The sequence below is a fragment of the Bradyrhizobium ontarionense genome, from assembly GCF_021088345.1.
Lineage (GTDB): Bacteria > Pseudomonadota > Alphaproteobacteria > Rhizobiales > Xanthobacteraceae > Bradyrhizobium > Bradyrhizobium ontarionense.
Map to the genome: position 1 here is coordinate 6875187 of NZ_CP088156.1, position 14632 is coordinate 6889818.

General features: G+C 63.6%; 12 protein-coding genes and 1 tRNA gene. 6 read left to right on the forward strand and 7 right to left on the reverse strand.

What is annotated here, in order from left to right; all coding sequences use genetic code 11:
* Nucleotides 1–21 precede the first annotated feature (21 nt).
* Nucleotides 22–1767, reverse strand: a complete 1746-nt coding sequence (locus LQG66_RS29985; protein WP_231319438.1) for an adenylate/guanylate cyclase domain-containing protein — start codon at nucleotides 1765–1767, stop codon at nucleotides 22–24.
* Nucleotides 1768–1946: 179 nt separating this feature from the next.
* Here LQG66_RS29985 and LQG66_RS29990 point away from each other — a divergent pair, with 179 nt between their 5' ends.
* Entirely contained in the window at nucleotides 1947–2603 is a 657-nt protein-coding gene (locus LQG66_RS29990) for a LysE family translocator (protein ID WP_231319439.1), read from the forward strand.
* Here the strand turns inward: LQG66_RS29990 and LQG66_RS29995 are convergent, their stop codons facing one another.
* Nucleotides 2604–3356: a sulfite exporter TauE/SafE family protein gene (locus tag LQG66_RS29995; RefSeq protein WP_231319440.1), complete on the reverse strand. Its 753-nt coding sequence runs from the start codon at nucleotides 3354–3356 to the stop codon at nucleotides 2604–2606. It abuts the gene before it with no gap.
* An 85-nt stretch (nucleotides 3357–3441) separates the two neighbouring features.
* Here LQG66_RS29995 and LQG66_RS30000 point away from each other — a divergent pair, with 85 nt between their 5' ends.
* Nucleotides 3442–4332 (forward strand): LysR family transcriptional regulator, encoded by an 891-nt coding sequence (locus tag LQG66_RS30000; protein WP_231319441.1) that lies wholly within the window; start codon nucleotides 3442–3444, stop codon nucleotides 4330–4332.
* 5 nt (nucleotides 4333–4337) lie between these two features.
* Here LQG66_RS30000 and LQG66_RS30005 read toward each other — a convergent pair whose 3' ends face one another.
* The 3 genes from LQG66_RS30005 to LQG66_RS30015 all read right to left on the reverse strand — a co-directional run bounded on the left by LQG66_RS30005 (nucleotide 4338) and on the right by LQG66_RS30015 (nucleotide 8696).
* Nucleotides 4338–6308: a methyl-accepting chemotaxis protein gene (locus tag LQG66_RS30005; RefSeq protein ID WP_231319442.1), complete on the reverse strand. Its 1971-nt coding sequence runs from the start codon at nucleotides 6306–6308 to the stop codon at nucleotides 4338–4340.
* Nucleotides 6309–6521: 213 nt separating this feature from the next.
* A complete protein-coding gene (gene hisN, locus LQG66_RS30010; RefSeq protein ID WP_231319443.1) occupies nucleotides 6522–7307 on the reverse strand; it encodes a histidinol-phosphatase in 786 nt (261 codons plus the stop codon).
* 504 nt (nucleotides 7308–7811) lie between these two features.
* Nucleotides 7812–8696 (reverse strand): N-formylglutamate amidohydrolase, encoded by an 885-nt coding sequence (locus tag LQG66_RS30015; protein ID WP_231319444.1) that lies wholly within the window; start codon nucleotides 8694–8696, stop codon nucleotides 7812–7814.
* A gap of 343 nt (nucleotides 8697–9039) precedes the next feature.
* Between LQG66_RS30015 and cpdR the strand changes: the two genes are divergently transcribed.
* Nucleotides 9040–9399 (forward strand): cell cycle two-component system response regulator CpdR, encoded by a 360-nt coding sequence (cpdR, locus tag LQG66_RS30020; protein WP_006610087.1) that lies wholly within the window; start codon nucleotides 9040–9042, stop codon nucleotides 9397–9399.
* Between the two features lie 120 nt (nucleotides 9400–9519).
* Nucleotides 9520–9594 (forward strand) — tRNA-Val (locus tag LQG66_RS30025).
* 1192 nt (nucleotides 9595–10786) lie between these two features.
* Here LQG66_RS30025 and LQG66_RS30030 read toward each other — a convergent pair.
* Nucleotides 10787–11980 (reverse strand): lanthionine synthetase C family protein, encoded by a 1194-nt coding sequence (locus LQG66_RS30030; RefSeq protein ID WP_231319445.1) that lies wholly within the window; start codon nucleotides 11978–11980, stop codon nucleotides 10787–10789.
* A 726-nt stretch (nucleotides 11981–12706) separates the two neighbouring features.
* Between LQG66_RS30030 and LQG66_RS30035 the strand changes: the two genes are divergently transcribed.
* Nucleotides 12707–12880 carry a hypothetical protein gene (locus LQG66_RS30035; RefSeq protein ID WP_231319446.1) on the forward strand — a complete coding sequence of 58 codons (174 nt, stop codon included), beginning with the start codon at nucleotides 12707–12709 and terminating at the stop codon, nucleotides 12878–12880.
* 379 nt (nucleotides 12881–13259) lie between these two features.
* Here the strand turns inward: LQG66_RS30035 and LQG66_RS30040 are convergent, their stop codons facing one another.
* The gene (locus tag LQG66_RS30040; protein ID WP_231319447.1) at nucleotides 13260–13778 is read right to left on the reverse strand and encodes a GNAT family N-acetyltransferase; all 519 of its coding nucleotides are present in this window, start codon (nucleotides 13776–13778) and stop codon (nucleotides 13260–13262) included.
* A 164-nt stretch (nucleotides 13779–13942) separates the two neighbouring features.
* Between LQG66_RS30040 and LQG66_RS30045 the strand changes: the two genes are divergently transcribed.
* On the forward strand, nucleotides 13943–14497 hold the full coding sequence (locus LQG66_RS30045) for an SRPBCC family protein (RefSeq protein WP_231319448.1): 555 nt from the start codon (nucleotides 13943–13945) through the stop codon (nucleotides 14495–14497).
* Nucleotides 14498–14632 lie beyond the last annotated feature (135 nt).

Here is a 14632-nt window from a genome sequence, read left to right on the forward strand (position 1 = left end):
ATGACCGGGGCCGCGATTTGCTCAGGTCAGCCCCGCCTTGGTCAGCCCGTCGTGATAATGGTCGATGTCGTCACGATTCCTCCACCGGATGTTCTTCATGTGACGATCCAGCGTGAGCCAGGGATAACGCTCCAGCAGGGCGCCGACGGCATCCTGTGCCTGCGCGGTTTGGCCGAGCTGCGCCAGCGTCGCTGCCCGGATCGTCAGCGCCTGCAGGTGGTTCGGGTAGAGCAGCAGCTCTTCGCGGGCCCACGACAGCGCAGCCTCATAGCGGCCGAGCAGGTAATGGCTGAAGGCGTTCAGCGCCGGCCATTGATAGCGCGGATCGCTGTTGCCGCGCTGAGCCGCGATCGAAAACAGTTCGATCGCCTGCTGGTGCTCGCCGGTCACCATGTGGCACAGGCCGAGCACACCCCGCGCGCCCATGTCGTAGGCATTCAGTTCCGTCGCCTTGCGCGCCGCCTTCATGCCGTCCTCGTGGGCGCCCTGCATCGCCTGCACGAAGGCGAGGATCGCGTAGGCGAACGAGGAGCGCCCGTCGAGCCGCACGCTGTCCAGCGCGAGGCTCATCGCCTCGTTCCAGAGCTCACGCGAGCCCTTGATCCAGCCGAAGTTGATGCCCTGCAGGAGAATGGTGGCCAGATAGGCGTGCGCGAGGCTGAGTGTGGGATCGAGCGCGATGGCTTCCCGGAACAGGGCGATCGACGTCTCGTAGTCGGCCTTGGTCGGCCGATAGTAGTGGGACAGTCCCCTCAGGAAGCGATCCCACGCGGTCGGGTTGGTCGCCGTCGAGCGGATCGGAACCGACGCCTCGACGCGGTAGATCTCGGGCATCAGCGCCGCGCAGAGGCTCGTGGTGATCTCGTCCTGCATCGCGAAAAGATCGCCGAATTCGCGATCGTAACGTCCGGTCCACAATTGCGCGCCGGTTTCGGGCGCGATCAGTTCGGCGGTCACGCGGATCTTGTCCTGCGAGCGCCGCAACGTCCCCTGGATCACATAGGTCGCGTCGATCTCCCGTGCGATCAGGCGCGGGCTCAGGCTGCGATCCCTGAAGCGGAAGGTCGAGGTCCGGCTCAGGACGCGAAAGAACGATTGCAACGACAAGGCGTGGATCAGATCGTCCGTGAGACCGTCGGAGAGGTATTCATCGACGCCGTCGGCGAGATTGACGAACGGCAGCACACCCACGATCGCCGTGCGATATTGCGGCGGCAGGCTGGAGGCGCCTCTCTGCTCCCGAACGATCGGATCGCTGCCCGGTTCCCAGGTCCAGGCCTGAACCGGCTCTTGAAGATTCTCGAACTGGAAGCTGCCGGCGTTGATCAGGTCGACAGAGAGCTGCGAATCTGCCTCCTGATAGGCCCTGTCGGAGACGGCGACGCCGCCCGGGGTCGCGATCGATTCGAGGTTGACGGCGCCATTGATGCCGTCGCCGAATGCCTCACCGTCGTCGATCGTCACCTCACCCTTGTGGATGCCGAGGCGGAAGCGCATGTTGCGGTCGGCGGGCAGGTGCGCATTGCGCTCGGCCATCAGCGACTGCATTTCGATCCCGAATTGGATCGCGCTGGCGGCGTTGGCGAATTCCAGCAGGAAGCCGTCGCCGGTGTGTTTGACGATGCGCCCGGCATGATTGAGGATGATCGGGTGGATGGCGCCACGATGGGCCTTGAAGGCGGCATGCGTGCCCGCCTCGTCGATTCCCATCATCCGCGAATAGCCGGCAACGTCGGCGCAAAGGATGGCAGCGAGGCGTCTTTCCATCACATCGTGCTCCCGCCTCGCGCATACCATGGCCGAGGCGGCCGAATCCAATCCTTTTCCGGAACCTATCGCCGTACCCAGCACCATGCGGCCCTGCGTCTTTGCGGCCCGCCGCTCGCGGCGGCAACACTCGGGCCCACGCAAATCATTAGATCGATATCGTTAGGAAACGTTCAATCATGTTCGGAATTCACGATCTGCTGATGTTTCTCGTCGCCGGCCTGCTGCTCAACATGACGCCGGGCCCGGATACGGCCTACATCGTCGGCCGCAGTGCGCAGATGGGCTGGCGGGGCGGCGCGGCGGCGGCCTTCGGCATCAGCACCGGCTGCCTGGTCCATGTGTTCGGAAGCGCGATCGGATTGTCGGCCCTGCTCACCGCATCGGCCACGACATTCGCCATGGTGAAATGGGCAGGCGCTGCCTACCTGGTCTATCTCGGGATGACGCAGCTCCTGGCGCGACGAGCGGGGGCCGCTGATCCACGCATGGCTGACGCGGCGCCGGTGGTGCCGCTGCGCCAGGTGTTCTGGCAACAGGTGTTCTGGCAAGGCGCGCTCACCAACATCTTGAATCCAAAGGTGGCGATGTTCTTCCTCGCCTTCCTGCCGCAATTCGTCGCGGCCGACGCGCCGCACAAGCCGCTCGCCTTTGTGCTGCTCGGCACGATCTTCGTCGTCAACAGCACGATCTGGTGTCTCGGTGTTGCCGTCGTGGCGGCGCGTGCCGCGCGCCGCGTGCGGCGCTCGTCGGCCGCGCTGCTGTGGCTCAACCGCGCGATCGGCGGCCTGTTCGTCTATCTCGGAGCCCGGATCGCGATGCTCGAGGCGCGCTGATCACCAGAGCAGTTCGATCAAGGCGCTGCCGGCGAGATAAAGACCGAGGAGGATCATCGCGATCAGGAACACGCGGCGGAAGGCTTCGGCCGGCAGTCTCGATCGTGCGGCTTGTCCGGCGAACATGCCGAGGAAGGCGCAGACCATCGCGACCGCGCCGGGCAGGGCGGTGGCGGTGCCGAGCAGGCCCGAGCTCGTCAGGTTGAAGGCGAGGGTGACGGTGGCGACCGTGAAGAACACGCCGAGCGCCTGGATCAGTTCGTCCTTCTCGAGCCCGATCGCCTGCATGTACGGCACCGACGGCACGACCTGCACCCCGGTTGCGGCCGAGATCAGCCCGGTCACGAGGCCGATGATGCCGCCGACCCATTTCTCGTGGCGCTGCGCGACCTTGAAGGCGAATTTGGTGAGGCCGAGCATGGCATAGAGCATCAGCAGCACGCCGAGCGCGACGTTGCCCCAGCGCGTCGAGGAATGGCTGAGGGCCCCGGCGTTGAGGCAGATGCCGATCGCGGTGCCCGCCATCAGCGGCCACAGACGTTTTGCGATGTCGCGCAGATAGGGGCCAGCGAAAGTCTGCCAGATGTTGGTGATGACCGCTGGTACGATGACGATCGCCAGCGCCCGCCCCGGCGGCATCGCGACCGCCAGCAGTCCGACTGAGACGGTCGGCAGGCCGAGGCCGAGCGCGCCCTTGACGAAACCGGCCAGCGTCAGGGCAAAGGCGATGAAGATGAGGAGGGGGTCGATCATGGCTGCGACATTGACCAACCCGCGGCCGCGGCACAATGTGGAGGTTACGGAGCCAGCCTTCGTCAGAGACTGAGGCACGGGGATTATGCGTTTCGACCTGGTCGATCTCAGGCTGTTCATCGCCGTGGCCGAAGCCCGCAGCATCACCGGCGGCGCCGATCGTGCGCATCTGGCGCTGGCGTCCGCCAGCGCGCGCATCAAGGGACTGGAGGACGCCTTCGGCGTGCAGCTGTTCAAGCGCGGCCGTCGCGGCGTCGACCTGACGGCGGCGGGCGAAAGTCTGCTCGATCACGCCCGCATCATCATCGCCAATGTCGAGGCCATGCAGGGGGATCTCGCAGGCTTTGCATCGGGCCTGCGCGCCAATGTGCAGTTGCTCGCCAATACGGTCGGCCTCGCCGAGCATCTGCCCAAGGCGCTGGCGGCTTTTCTGCGCGAGCATCCCGACATCAATGTCGACGTGGAAGAACGCGAGAGCACGGAGATTGCGGAGGCGATCGCATCCGGCAGGGCCGATCTCGGCTTCGCGGCGGAGCATGCGCTGCCCGATACCATCGAGCGCTTCGCCTTCGGTGAGGACCGGCTGATGCTGGTGGCCGGCCGGCGGAGCCCATTCGCGACCCGCAGGCAGATCGATTTCAGCGAGACCGCCGGGCAGGACTTCATCGGCCTCACCGTGGGGACGGCGCTCAACGTCCACATCGGCAGACATGCGGCGCGGCTCGGCATCCGGCAGCATGTGCGGGCCCGCTTGCGCGATTTCGACGCGATCTGTCAGATGGTGGCGGCCGGCATCGGCATTGCCGTCGTGCCCGAAGCTGCGGCGCGCCGTTGCGCGCGGTCGATGCCGATCGGTCTGGTCGCGCTGCGCGATGCCTGGGCCAACCGCAGACTGGTGATCTGCGCCCGCAGCTTCAAGGCGCTGCCGCGCCCCGCGAAATTGCTCGTCGAGCATTTGCGCAGGGCGGTCGTCTGATGCGGCTATGCCGCGCGGACCATCTCCAGGAAGCGGCCGACCTCGAGCTTCAGCCGGCTGCTTTCCTCGGACAGCGATTGCGCCGCCGACAGCACCTGCGTGGACGCCGAGCCGGTTTCGGTGGCGCCGTGCTGGACCTCGATGATGTTGTCGGAGACGCGCTGCGTCCCCTGCGCCGTGTGCTGCACGTTGCGGGAAATGTCCTGTGTGGCCGCGCCCTGTTCCTCGATCGCAGCCGCGATCGTCGCCGAGATCTGCGACAGGCGCTCGATCGTCCCGGAGACTTCGCGGATGACGTCGACGGATTCCGCGGTGGCCGTCTGGATGCCCGTGACCTGCTGCCCGATCTCGCCGGTCGCTTTCGCGGTCTGCTCGGCAAGCGCCTTCACCTCGGCGGCGACGACGGCAAAGCCGCGGCCGGCCTCACCGGCGCGCGCGGCCTCGATCGTCGCGTTGAGCGCAAGCAGGTTGGTCTGACCGGCAATCGTGTTGATGAGCTCGACGACATCGCCAATGCGCGTCGCTGCTCGCGACAGCTCACTGACGCGCTCGTTGGTGCGGCGCGCCTGACCGACGGCCTCGCCCGCGATCCGCGCGGATTCCTGAACCTGGCGGCTGATCTCGTTGACGGACGCCGACAATTGCTCGGTCGCCGAAGCCACCGACTGAACGCCGGCTGCGGCTTCCCCGGAGGCAGATGCGACCGTCGTTGCCAGCGACTGTCCGTGCTGGGCATTCCTGGTCAGGGTCATGGCCGATGCTTCGAGCTCGGTCGAGGCCGAGGACACGGTCTCGATGATCCGTCCGACGGCCGTTTCGAAGTTCTTGGCGAGCGCCGCCATCTCCGCCTTGCGCTGCTGCGCCTGGTGTTTCTCGATTTCGGCCTGCTCGGCACGCAGCCGCTCGGTTTCGATCATGTTGGTCTTGAACACCTCGACCGCGCCGGCCATCTCGCCGATCTCGTCGCGACGGCCGACGCCGGGAATCCGGATCGCTGCGTCGCCGCCTGCGAGCCGCGTCATGACCAGGACCATGTTGCGGATCGCGTTGGAGATGCCGCGGCCGATCAGGAAAGAAACGCAACTGACCAGGATCAGCGAGATGCCGAGCGTCACCAGCATGCCGCGTTTGACGGCGCTGCCGGTCTCGGCTTCTGCGGCCTGGACCGCCGCATATTGTTGAGTGACGGCCTTGCCGATCTCGGCGATGGCGGGCTCGATGTCGGCGAATGCCTTGGACATCGCGACGCTGTGACGTGCCGCGTCCTGGGATCCTTCGGCCCAGGCCAGGAAGTCCTTCTGGTATTTGTCGAGCTTCTGGCTGATGTCCGCCTTGAGGGCTGGCGCGAGATCAGCGCCGGCGACGGCCTGGCCGAATGCGGTAGCTGCAGCCTTCAGCTCGGCGATGTATTTCGGGTCGCGGCGCAGCATGAAATCCTTTTCATGACGGCGCAGCATCAGCATGCCGCTGGTGAGCCTGGGATCGTTGACGTCCTTTAGCTTGGCTTCGATGTCGTGAACGGCCGAACGCAGCGAGCCCGACAACCCAAGCGTCTCGTTCAGGCCAACCCGGACTTCCGCCTGCTCGGACGCAGCGAATTCCGCGCTGTAGGCGGCAAACCCCTTCGCGACCGCGTCGATCTTGTCGCCCGTGGCGGCGTGACCGAGTGCGCGGCTCGTGGTCCGGAGCTCGTCGAGCTCGCGCTTGATCGTCGCGTTGAGCTCGGCATGTCGCGCCGCGTATTTCTCATCGCGTCGCAGCAGGAAGTCCTTTTCGGCGCGCCGCGCTTCCAGCAGGTCGGTGAGGAGCTTCTGGTTGAGGTCGGCTGTGGTCCTGGCGCTGCCTGCAAGCCGGCGGGAAGCCTCCTGCGACGTATTGCCCGCCAAATAGATGCCCCCGATGACCGCAAGTGCCGTCACACCGATCAGTGCGATGGCCATGATCTTGTGAGTGAGTCGGAAGCTGAAACGAGGCATCAGAGCCGCTTTCCTGGAGACATCATGTACAGCCGCGCGATCGGGCGCATTTTCATAAAGCTTACACAAAGCCTAGGCAGGCGAGGTCAACGCGTCGTTAATAATGCATGCTGAGGTGCTTTTCCCGTAATTGTACGCATCTCGATGAGCGTGCGGAATCCGTTCCGTGATTTCTGGTCGCCGTACGATCCTATTCAGTTCAGCGGCTCACGGTCAGCTGCCTGTGAGCAGCTTCAGCGCTGCCGCGTGCACGCGCTTGTCGCCGGCGGCGATGATCCGTCCGCCGTTCTGCGCCGGGCCGCCCGTCCAATCGGTGACGATGCCGCCGGCGCCGTTGATGATGGGGATCAAGGCCGCGATGTCGTAGGGCTTGAGTTCCGTTTCGATCACGAGGTCGAGGTGACCGGCTGCAAGCATGCAATAGGAGTAGCAATCGCCGCCATAGCGCGACAGCCGCACCTCGGACTCGACACGGCCGAACGCGGCGCGATCGGCCTCGTTCATCAGGAGGGGGCTGGTCGTATAGCAGACCGCGTCCTCGAGCCGTTCGCAACGCCGCGCCGAGAGCCGGCGCTCTCCGACGCCGTTCCTGTAGTGGGCCGAGCCGTTGTCGCCCGCAAACCGCTCGCCGATGAACGGCTGGTGCATCATGCCGAAGACGGGGGTGCCCTTGTGAAGGAGCGCGATCAGCGTGCCCCAGATCGGAAAGCCCGCGATGAAGGATTTGGTGCCGTCGATCGGATCGAGCACCCAGACATAATCGGCGTCCTCGCGCTCATTGCCGAATTCCTCGCCGACGATGCCATGCTGAGGAAAGTTCGCCTTGATCAGGCGGCGCATGACGGCCTCGGCCGCGCGGTCGGCCTCCGTCACGGGATCGAAATCGTGCCGACTGCTCTTGTTATCGACCAAGAGCGAGGTCCGGAAGAACGGCAGGATGGTTTCGCCCGAGGCGGTCGCAAGGCGGCCGATGAAGGCGGAGAAGTCGATGACCGTCACAACGCGTCCTTCGATCAGGGAATCGGATGGCACTGAGCCCAAAGGCTATGCCTAGCTCAAAGCCGTCTTGCGCGCATCCGGATATGGAACACCAACGTGGCATCTTGGATGTCGTTTGGTGACCGGCGGCTTCGCATGCGCGCGATTGACCGCTCCTGGGCCCTCAATGCGAAACCCAAAGCGAAACCGGATTGCCGCGCAGGTCATTTGGATTCTCCAATCAACCCATTGAGATCAATGATGAAAATAAGGCGTGAGCCGCGCTGGGCGCAACCCGGCCTGTGTTTTTTGCATGGAGAACGGCGGAAAAACCCTTGCGCTTTGTGCAGCGCGATTGCATATTGTTGCGGTGCGGTAGCGCTTCCGCGTTACTGCTGCCCTCCTTGGGCGTTTCCTCCCTAGACTTGGGCCGCTTGTCATACAAGCGGCCCTTTTTTTTTGCGCAGAGTGCGCGCGCTTCCCATGGCGGCGGCTCTCGAGGGTTCGAAGATCGCCGCGCCGGGTCTATTCGGCCGCAGCCTGGAACGGGCCGAGGTCGCAGAGCGGCACCGTCGCGAGCACCTCGGCGAGAACGGCGAGATCGGAGGCGACCTGGGCGAAGCGCGGCCCGCGCTCGCGCCGGCGTTCGTCCATGTAGACCGCGCGATTGAGCTCGATCTGGATCGCATGCAGGCCACTCGCCGGATTGCCGTAGTGCTCGGTGATGAAGCCGCCGGCATAGGGCTTGTTGCGGCCTACCGAATAGCCGAGCCGGCCGAGCACGTCCTCGAACAGATCCGGCAGCAGAGGCGCGCAGCTCGTGCCGTAGCGGTCGCCGATCACCATGTCGGGCCGCCGCGGCTCGTCGCGGGACACCCCGACCGACGGCATCGAGTGGCAGTCGACCAGCACGACCGTGCCGAACTGCTGGTGCACGCGGTTGATCAGCCGGCGCAAGGCGCGATGATACGGCTTGTAGAGCGTTTCGATCCGGTGCAGCGCCTCATCCACGTTGAGCCGGTCGCGATAGATCTCCTGGCCGTCGCCGACCACGCGCGGGATGGTGCCGAGGCCGCCGGCGACCCGCATCGAGCGGGTGTTGGCGAAGCTTGGCAGCCGGCCGGTGAACATCCGCGGGTCGAGCTCGTAGGGCTCGCGATTGACGTCGACATAGCAGCGCGGGAAATGCACGCGCACCACCGGGAACCCGCGCGACAAGAGATCGGCGATCAATTCGTCCATGAACGAATCTTCGGAGCGGCGCAGCGCCGGCAGATCGATTCGCGACGCGTTGAGGAACTCGTCCGGATAGACCGATCCCGAGTGCGGCGAATTGAAGATGATGGGCGCGCGCCACGTCGCGGGCTCCATGATCTCGAACGGCGGCAATTCGCCATCAAAGTCCGTCATCTCTGGGCGCCGTCCCCTTGGTCACGTCCCTTGGTCGCGTCCGTCGATGCGCCGGTATCCTCCGGCCGATTCTCGCTGGACAGCGCAGCCATTGCTGTTGCCAACGCGCATCTTCGATAATCCGAGCCGTTCTGCCAAGCGAAAAGCAATGAAAAAGTTCATGCTCTGTTTGGAACAACTCTGAGCTGGCTTCCGCGCCCGGCACGACAAACGCGATTCCAGCCCTGAAATTGCCTTGCCGATATCGGATCAAAAGGCGCAATCTTTCACCCGAAATTTACCGTCCGTCAGGCTTAGTGGCGGCAACGCTCCGCCTCTCACCCGGACCAGACCGCTCCCCGCCATGCACAAGATCCTGCTCGCCGAAGACGACAACGACATGCGCCGCTTCCTGGTCAAGGCATTGGAAAATGCCGGGTTCCAGGTTTCGCCCCACGACAACGGCATGTCGGCCTACCAGCGGCTGCGCGAGGAGCCGTTCGAGATGCTGCTCACCGACATCGTGATGCCGGAGATGGACGGCATCGAGCTGGCGCGCCGCGCCTCCGAGCTCGATCCGGACATCAAGATCATGTTCATCACCGGCTTCGCCGCGGTCGCCCTGAACTCCGATTCGGAGGCGCCCAAGAACGCCAAGGTGCTGTCCAAGCCGGTGCACCTCCGCGAGCTCGTCAGCGAAGTCAACAAGATGCTGGCGGCCTGAGCCGCCGGGGGCAGACGTCGCAGATCGGCGGATTATTCCCATTTTCGCCTGTTTGCGTCCTTGCCTGCCCGCGTGGGAGCCGATATAGGGACGCCCACCCGATCAGACCTTCTGGATTTAGGGCACGTAGCTCAGCGGGAGAGCACTACCTTGACATGGTAGGGGTCACAGGTTCGATCCCTGTCGTGCCCACCATCGGCCGAAATGGCCGGTGACCCAGCCTCGGTCCATCCTACGATCATTGAAACCTCTCCGACATTGACATCCGAACGAGCCGGCGGCTCGCCGCGGCGGGCGCGATACGTGCCGACAGGCGGGCGGTGACGAATCGCAGCGATCGCGAGGGAGGGCAGGGCAGTCCCGGCCATCCACGTCTTTGGCGGATTTGGAAAGAAAGGCGCGGATGTCCGGGCCTTCGCCGCGCCGAAGCGGCTCCGGCCGCGCAGCCAGGTCGAGCCCGGGCATGATGAGAAACCGATTGGCAGTCTTGCTCGTCGCGCGAGCTCGGGAGGTGACTCCTGCGCCGGATATGACACCTGCACTGCGGTGCTCCGATCGTCGGCGTCGCGCGCTGGGCTGACGTGGCGTTGCGGACTTGGCGTTGCGGACTTGATCGGCAGACATGTGATTGGTGATTGGCAGACATGGGCTCGCTGTCTCGCGGCGCGCTGTCGCGTCCGAGCTGTGCTGATCGACCGCCCTCTCAACTGAGAGGGCACGGGGAATGCCGGGCGCTGGCCGCACCCATGGCCCGCCTGCGTAAAAAAATGCAGGCGGCAGGTACCACAGGTTCAGCCGAGAACACCCGGCATTCCCCGCGCGATGGTTTTGACGGCTGCTTCGCGTTCTCCCCGGTGCGCCGGGCTTGTTGGCCACCGTTGCCTGCGCGACGCGCGAGCGTCGACGCAAGCGTAACACCAGCATCGGGGTGCCAGGACCACGCGACTTGACCGTGCGTATCAATGCTGTTCGTCGGCGCGGACAACCACGCTGCAACATCGACACGCCCACCGCATCCCGCCTCGACGTTCGTGACGACCGCGAAGCGCCCCTCAGGTGAGACGGGACGAGATGAAGAAAATCACGATTTCTGTAAAAAAGAAACAAGAATCTTTGTGAGCGAGGCGGTGGCTCAGCGGATGTGTTTGAACCAGCGTACGAAATGAGTTTTTCGGCGCAGGCCTTGCGCGACTTCGGTCACCTTCTCCGTTGATACTCAGAGGTCGTCTCGCAATCCAATTGATGCGAGCGATTTGCCTGTCGGCTCGGGCAGGATCCCTGTCCGTGGCAGCCCTGCTATTTCTCCTTCGGAGGGCGGGGGCCGGCCACTCCGTCGTCATGGCCAGAGCTGATCCGGCTGTCAACTCGCACGGACTCATGCACCGAGTCAGAACACATCGATCGTCGGAAACCGAGGCTCGCCCGTGATGCAATCCCACAAGTAGATGGCAAGGCCGATGTCGCCGGTCCACAGCGAATAGCGGCCGCGGCCGGTCGTCATCTGAGCGCCGCGAACTTGGACGATGGCGGTCATCGCGAATTGGCGCGCACGGTCGAGCCAGATCGGGTCCTTGGTGCGGCGATAGAGCTTGAGGAAGGCATAGCCGTTTCCGCCCGTGCCATGGCAGAGGTTCGAGCCTTTCGTCAGCGGTCCGGCGGACCAGGTGAAACGTCCACCGTCCAGCAGCATCGTATCGAAATCCGGCGTCGCGAACGGCGCGTCGGCGAAGGTCGTCACCATGCCCGGCGCACCATGACAGTGCTGGCAGATGAAGAGCCGCTTCTCGCGCTTGCTCCTCGGGCCCCATGTCGTTCCGATGTCGTACCGCCAGGCATTCGCCTCCAGCGCCTTCGGCACGAAGTCGGCCACATGAGCCTGCTGCGCCGCCGACAGCCAATGCCATCCGAGCAATAACGGGATGACGTTGCCGGCGAAGCCGTGAACGGGTCCGAGAAAGCGATCTTTGGCACCATAAAGATCCTGCGTCCAAAGCGGGCCTTGCGGCGTGTCCTCCACCTCGGACAACAGCCGCGCGGCCTGTATTTCGAACAGGCTGCGCCAGCGCGCTTCCCCGGTCATCTCGGCCATGTGGACGGCCGCGATCATCGAGCCCGGCATGCCCCACATCAGCTCCCGGATCGGCAGCTCGTTGTTGGCTTCGGCACGTCGATAAATCAGCTCGGCGATGTCCGACGTCGGTGCGAGGCGCATGGCGAGGAGGGCCGCACCCATGTCGCCACGCAGCAGCGAGCCGTGCTTCTCGTAATCGGGCGGCGAGCTGGCCTCGTGGTCGACGACCGTGCGCTCGATCAGCTTTGGCAGCACCGGACGAAAGTCCTTTGCAACGCGGGTCGCACCGATGCGGTGCAAGTAGTCCAGTGCCCAGATGACTCCCGCCGCCCCCTTGTAGAAGCTGGGATCGCCGTCTTGCGTCCCGTCGTCGCTGGGGTGAGCCGGCCAGAAGGTATCGGGATCGAATTGGGCGACCGCATCGACCGCAATGTCGTCGATCGCGATCCGAGCGGCCGATTCCTCCCACGGGGTCTGGACCAGCGGCCGATGCCGTCCGAAGGTGATCATCGCGTCGGGCTCCCGGGCGCTCACCGTCTGCCCTGCAGAGAGCAGGATCTTGCGCTTTCGAATGAAAGCTCACCCCGAGCCTATCTGGAAGCTCCTCGACCGCTCGCGCACATCCCGTCCACGTCGCTGTGACGGGTCATCGCGGCGTCGGTGTTACATAGTGTAACGCTACGGGATGCGCTCAAAAAGTCAATAGCGGACGCGCCCTGAGGCCAACGGATTGTCCGGACTCGGTTGAGGAGGAGGGTGATCACCAATGGCCCTGGTCGGGCGAAACGGCGAAGCCGTCGAAGCAAGACAAGAAGCTATTCGTTCACTGTTTCGATTTGTCAGGGCGAAGCGGAACGGAACAGCATGGCAAGCGACGTGCTCAGGGAGCAATCGACCTCGGATTTGCGGGATGAGCCCGCGCGGGCATCCATGCCTCCGTCAGGCGAGAAGGCCGGCAAAGCCTGTCGTCGAGCCGCAGCTTTCGGGAAACGTCCGCCTTCTGCGCACAACGGCACACGGCTTGATCTGCTGTTGCCCTCGACCCGTTCGCGAATGAGGCAAACCGGACTTTCAATGCCAAAGCAGTCCGCGTCTTGATCTTATCAGCGCAATTCGGTAGTGTTACAAATTGTAGCGCTACAAATGGCCGCGCGAGGCATCTCTGAGTCTGCCAAGTCTCGAAGTTGCTTCGTTAAATTCTACAACCTTAAATTGAGTATCGCTTCGGAGGAAGGCATGAAGTCGATTTTCAAGGTCGCACTCGCGTTGTCACTCTTCACCTGTTCGATATCCGCGTACGCGCAGACGCCGCTCACCTCGAAGTTGGGCGCCAAAGTAACGAAGAAATCTCAGTTGCATGACGGCTGCCATAACGCCCATGCCAAGATGGTGGGGAGGCCTTGCCGCTAGCACGGAGCCGTCAGTAGCGATGAGAGGCCGTCTCAATTGGCGGCCTCTTTCACTCGCGTGCCGTCTCTTGGCGCCTCCTCTCGGCACCTTGCGAAAGGTCTCTGCGATGCAAAGCTCTGTCGCGATTGCGGAGAATGACCCAATGCGGCATCGGCCGCACGCCCGAAGGCTTTACTGACGACGGGGGATAAGTTCGCGTCCTTTGAGCAGGAGATCAAGTGAGCAAGAGATCAAGAGATCAAGTGAGCAAGAGATCAAGCAAGGCCGTTCGCATCGCTCGACGGGCTAGCCGCCTCTGTCATGTCAGTTCAAGCCGATGATGTCGCCGATGGGACCACGACGGTTCTTTGGCCGGTGTTAACTTCGCCCGTCCCACCCCTTAACGAACGTCCGCCGCTCGACTGAAGTCGAGCGCCATGTGGGCTTCATCGTAATATCGATCGCCGTACTTCGAGGCCTTCGGCTCCAGACCAAATTCCAGGAAACCGACGGTCTCATAGAGCCTCCGAGCCGGTCGATTGTCGCTGACGACGGTGAGCTGAACCAGCTCGACGCGCTCGCGGGCGACGGCCAGCAAGGCATCCACCAGCAGCCGCCCAACGCCGAGGTTTCGCGAGTCTGGTCGAACGTACATGCCCCACAACCGCCCCTTGTGGGCCTTCTTCGGCCCCTGCTGGATGGAGAAGCCCACTATCCCGACAAGTTCGCCGTCTCGAAACGCGCCAATGACGTGCGCGTCTTCAAGCCGGTCCGCGAACCAAGCGAGATCCAGTTTGTCCTCCAGCTCGAAAGTGCTCCCAAACAATTCGGGGGTTGCCTTCAGGGCCTCCAGGCGAAGTGCTTTGAAAGATGCCGCATCGTCTGCCCCTAGCCGTCGGATCGTCGTATCAGCGCTCATGGCTGAGCTTCTCCTCGAAAAATCGTCTTCGTCCCGTTGTCCCCCGCTTGGACCCTGACAACGTCGGCTCCTTGATCTCTATCGGAAGCAAGTGGTTGGGGAACCCGAGGGCTGCTCTTGACCCGAGGCCGCCGATTTCAACTCAGATCAGGGTAACTCGATGAATGTCGATCTCGACATCAAATGACGCCTCCGCGATATTCGATGCGAACGAGGGGAGCCTGGGCACGATACCCAAGCTGAGCAGGGAACGGGCGATGCGCAATGCCTTTTCGATAGGTCGCCACATTAACGCACCTCGTTCGGCCGTTTATCAAGCGCTTCTCGATCCGCGCGCAATTACAAAATGGAAGGTGCCGAACGGCATGACTTGTGAAGTGCATGCGTTCGACGCCCGCGAAGGCGGCTCGTTCCGGATTTCACTCACATATGACGCGCCGACTGGGACCGGCAAGACGACCGCGCACACCGACACGTATCGCGGCCGCTTTGTGAAACTCGTCCCGAACCAGCAAGTTGTTGAGGTGGACGAGTTTGAGACGACGGATCCCGCGCTGCACGGCGAGATGACGATCACGATCACGCTCGCTGATGCAGACGGTGGTACCGAACTCCTCGCCACACATGACGGATTGCCACGCGGCGTATCGTCCTCCGACAACGAGACTGGCTGGCGGATGGCCCTGGACAAACTCGCCGCGCTCGTCGAGGCGCGATAAATCCAATTTCGGCTTATGGCATCACGTCGGTTATTGCGGCGCAAAAGTGAGTCCGCTTATGGATGGAGACCTGAAGCAGGCGGTTGAACACCTTGAGGGCATAGCTGGCGTGCAGCGAATCCCAAGTTTCTATGG

Excerpts from the sequence above, each read along its gene's own strand:
- LQG66_RS30035 (WP_231319446.1), top strand. The coding sequence starts at position 12,707 with ATGAAGTCGATTTTCAAGGTCGCACTCGCGTTGTCACTCTTCACCTGT.
- LQG66_RS30005 (WP_231319442.1), bottom strand. The coding sequence starts at position 6,308 with ATGCCTCGTTTCAGCTTCCGACTCACTCACAAGATCATGGCCATCGCA.
- LQG66_RS29985 (WP_231319438.1), bottom strand. The coding sequence starts at position 1,767 with ATGGAAAGACGCCTCGCTGCCATCCTTTGCGCCGACGTTGCCGGCTAT.
- LQG66_RS30040 (WP_231319447.1), bottom strand. The coding sequence starts at position 13,778 with ATGAGCGCTGATACGACGATCCGACGGCTAGGGGCAGACGATGCGGCA.
- LQG66_RS30015 (WP_231319444.1), bottom strand. The coding sequence starts at position 8,696 with ATGACGGACTTTGATGGCGAATTGCCGCCGTTCGAGATCATGGAGCCC.
- LQG66_RS30030 (WP_231319445.1), bottom strand. The coding sequence starts at position 11,980 with ATGATCACCTTCGGACGGCATCGGCCGCTGGTCCAGACCCCGTGGGAG.
- LQG66_RS29990 (WP_231319439.1), top strand. The coding sequence starts at position 1,947 with ATGTTCGGAATTCACGATCTGCTGATGTTTCTCGTCGCCGGCCTGCTG.
- LQG66_RS30045 (WP_231319448.1), top strand. The coding sequence starts at position 13,943 with ATGTCGATCTCGACATCAAATGACGCCTCCGCGATATTCGATGCGAAC.
- LQG66_RS30000 (WP_231319441.1), top strand. The coding sequence starts at position 3,442 with ATGCGTTTCGACCTGGTCGATCTCAGGCTGTTCATCGCCGTGGCCGAA.
- LQG66_RS29995 (WP_231319440.1), bottom strand. The coding sequence starts at position 3,356 with ATGATCGACCCCCTCCTCATCTTCATCGCCTTTGCCCTGACGCTGGCC.
- cpdR (WP_006610087.1), top strand. The coding sequence starts at position 9,040 with ATGCACAAGATCCTGCTCGCCGAAGACGACAACGACATGCGCCGCTTC.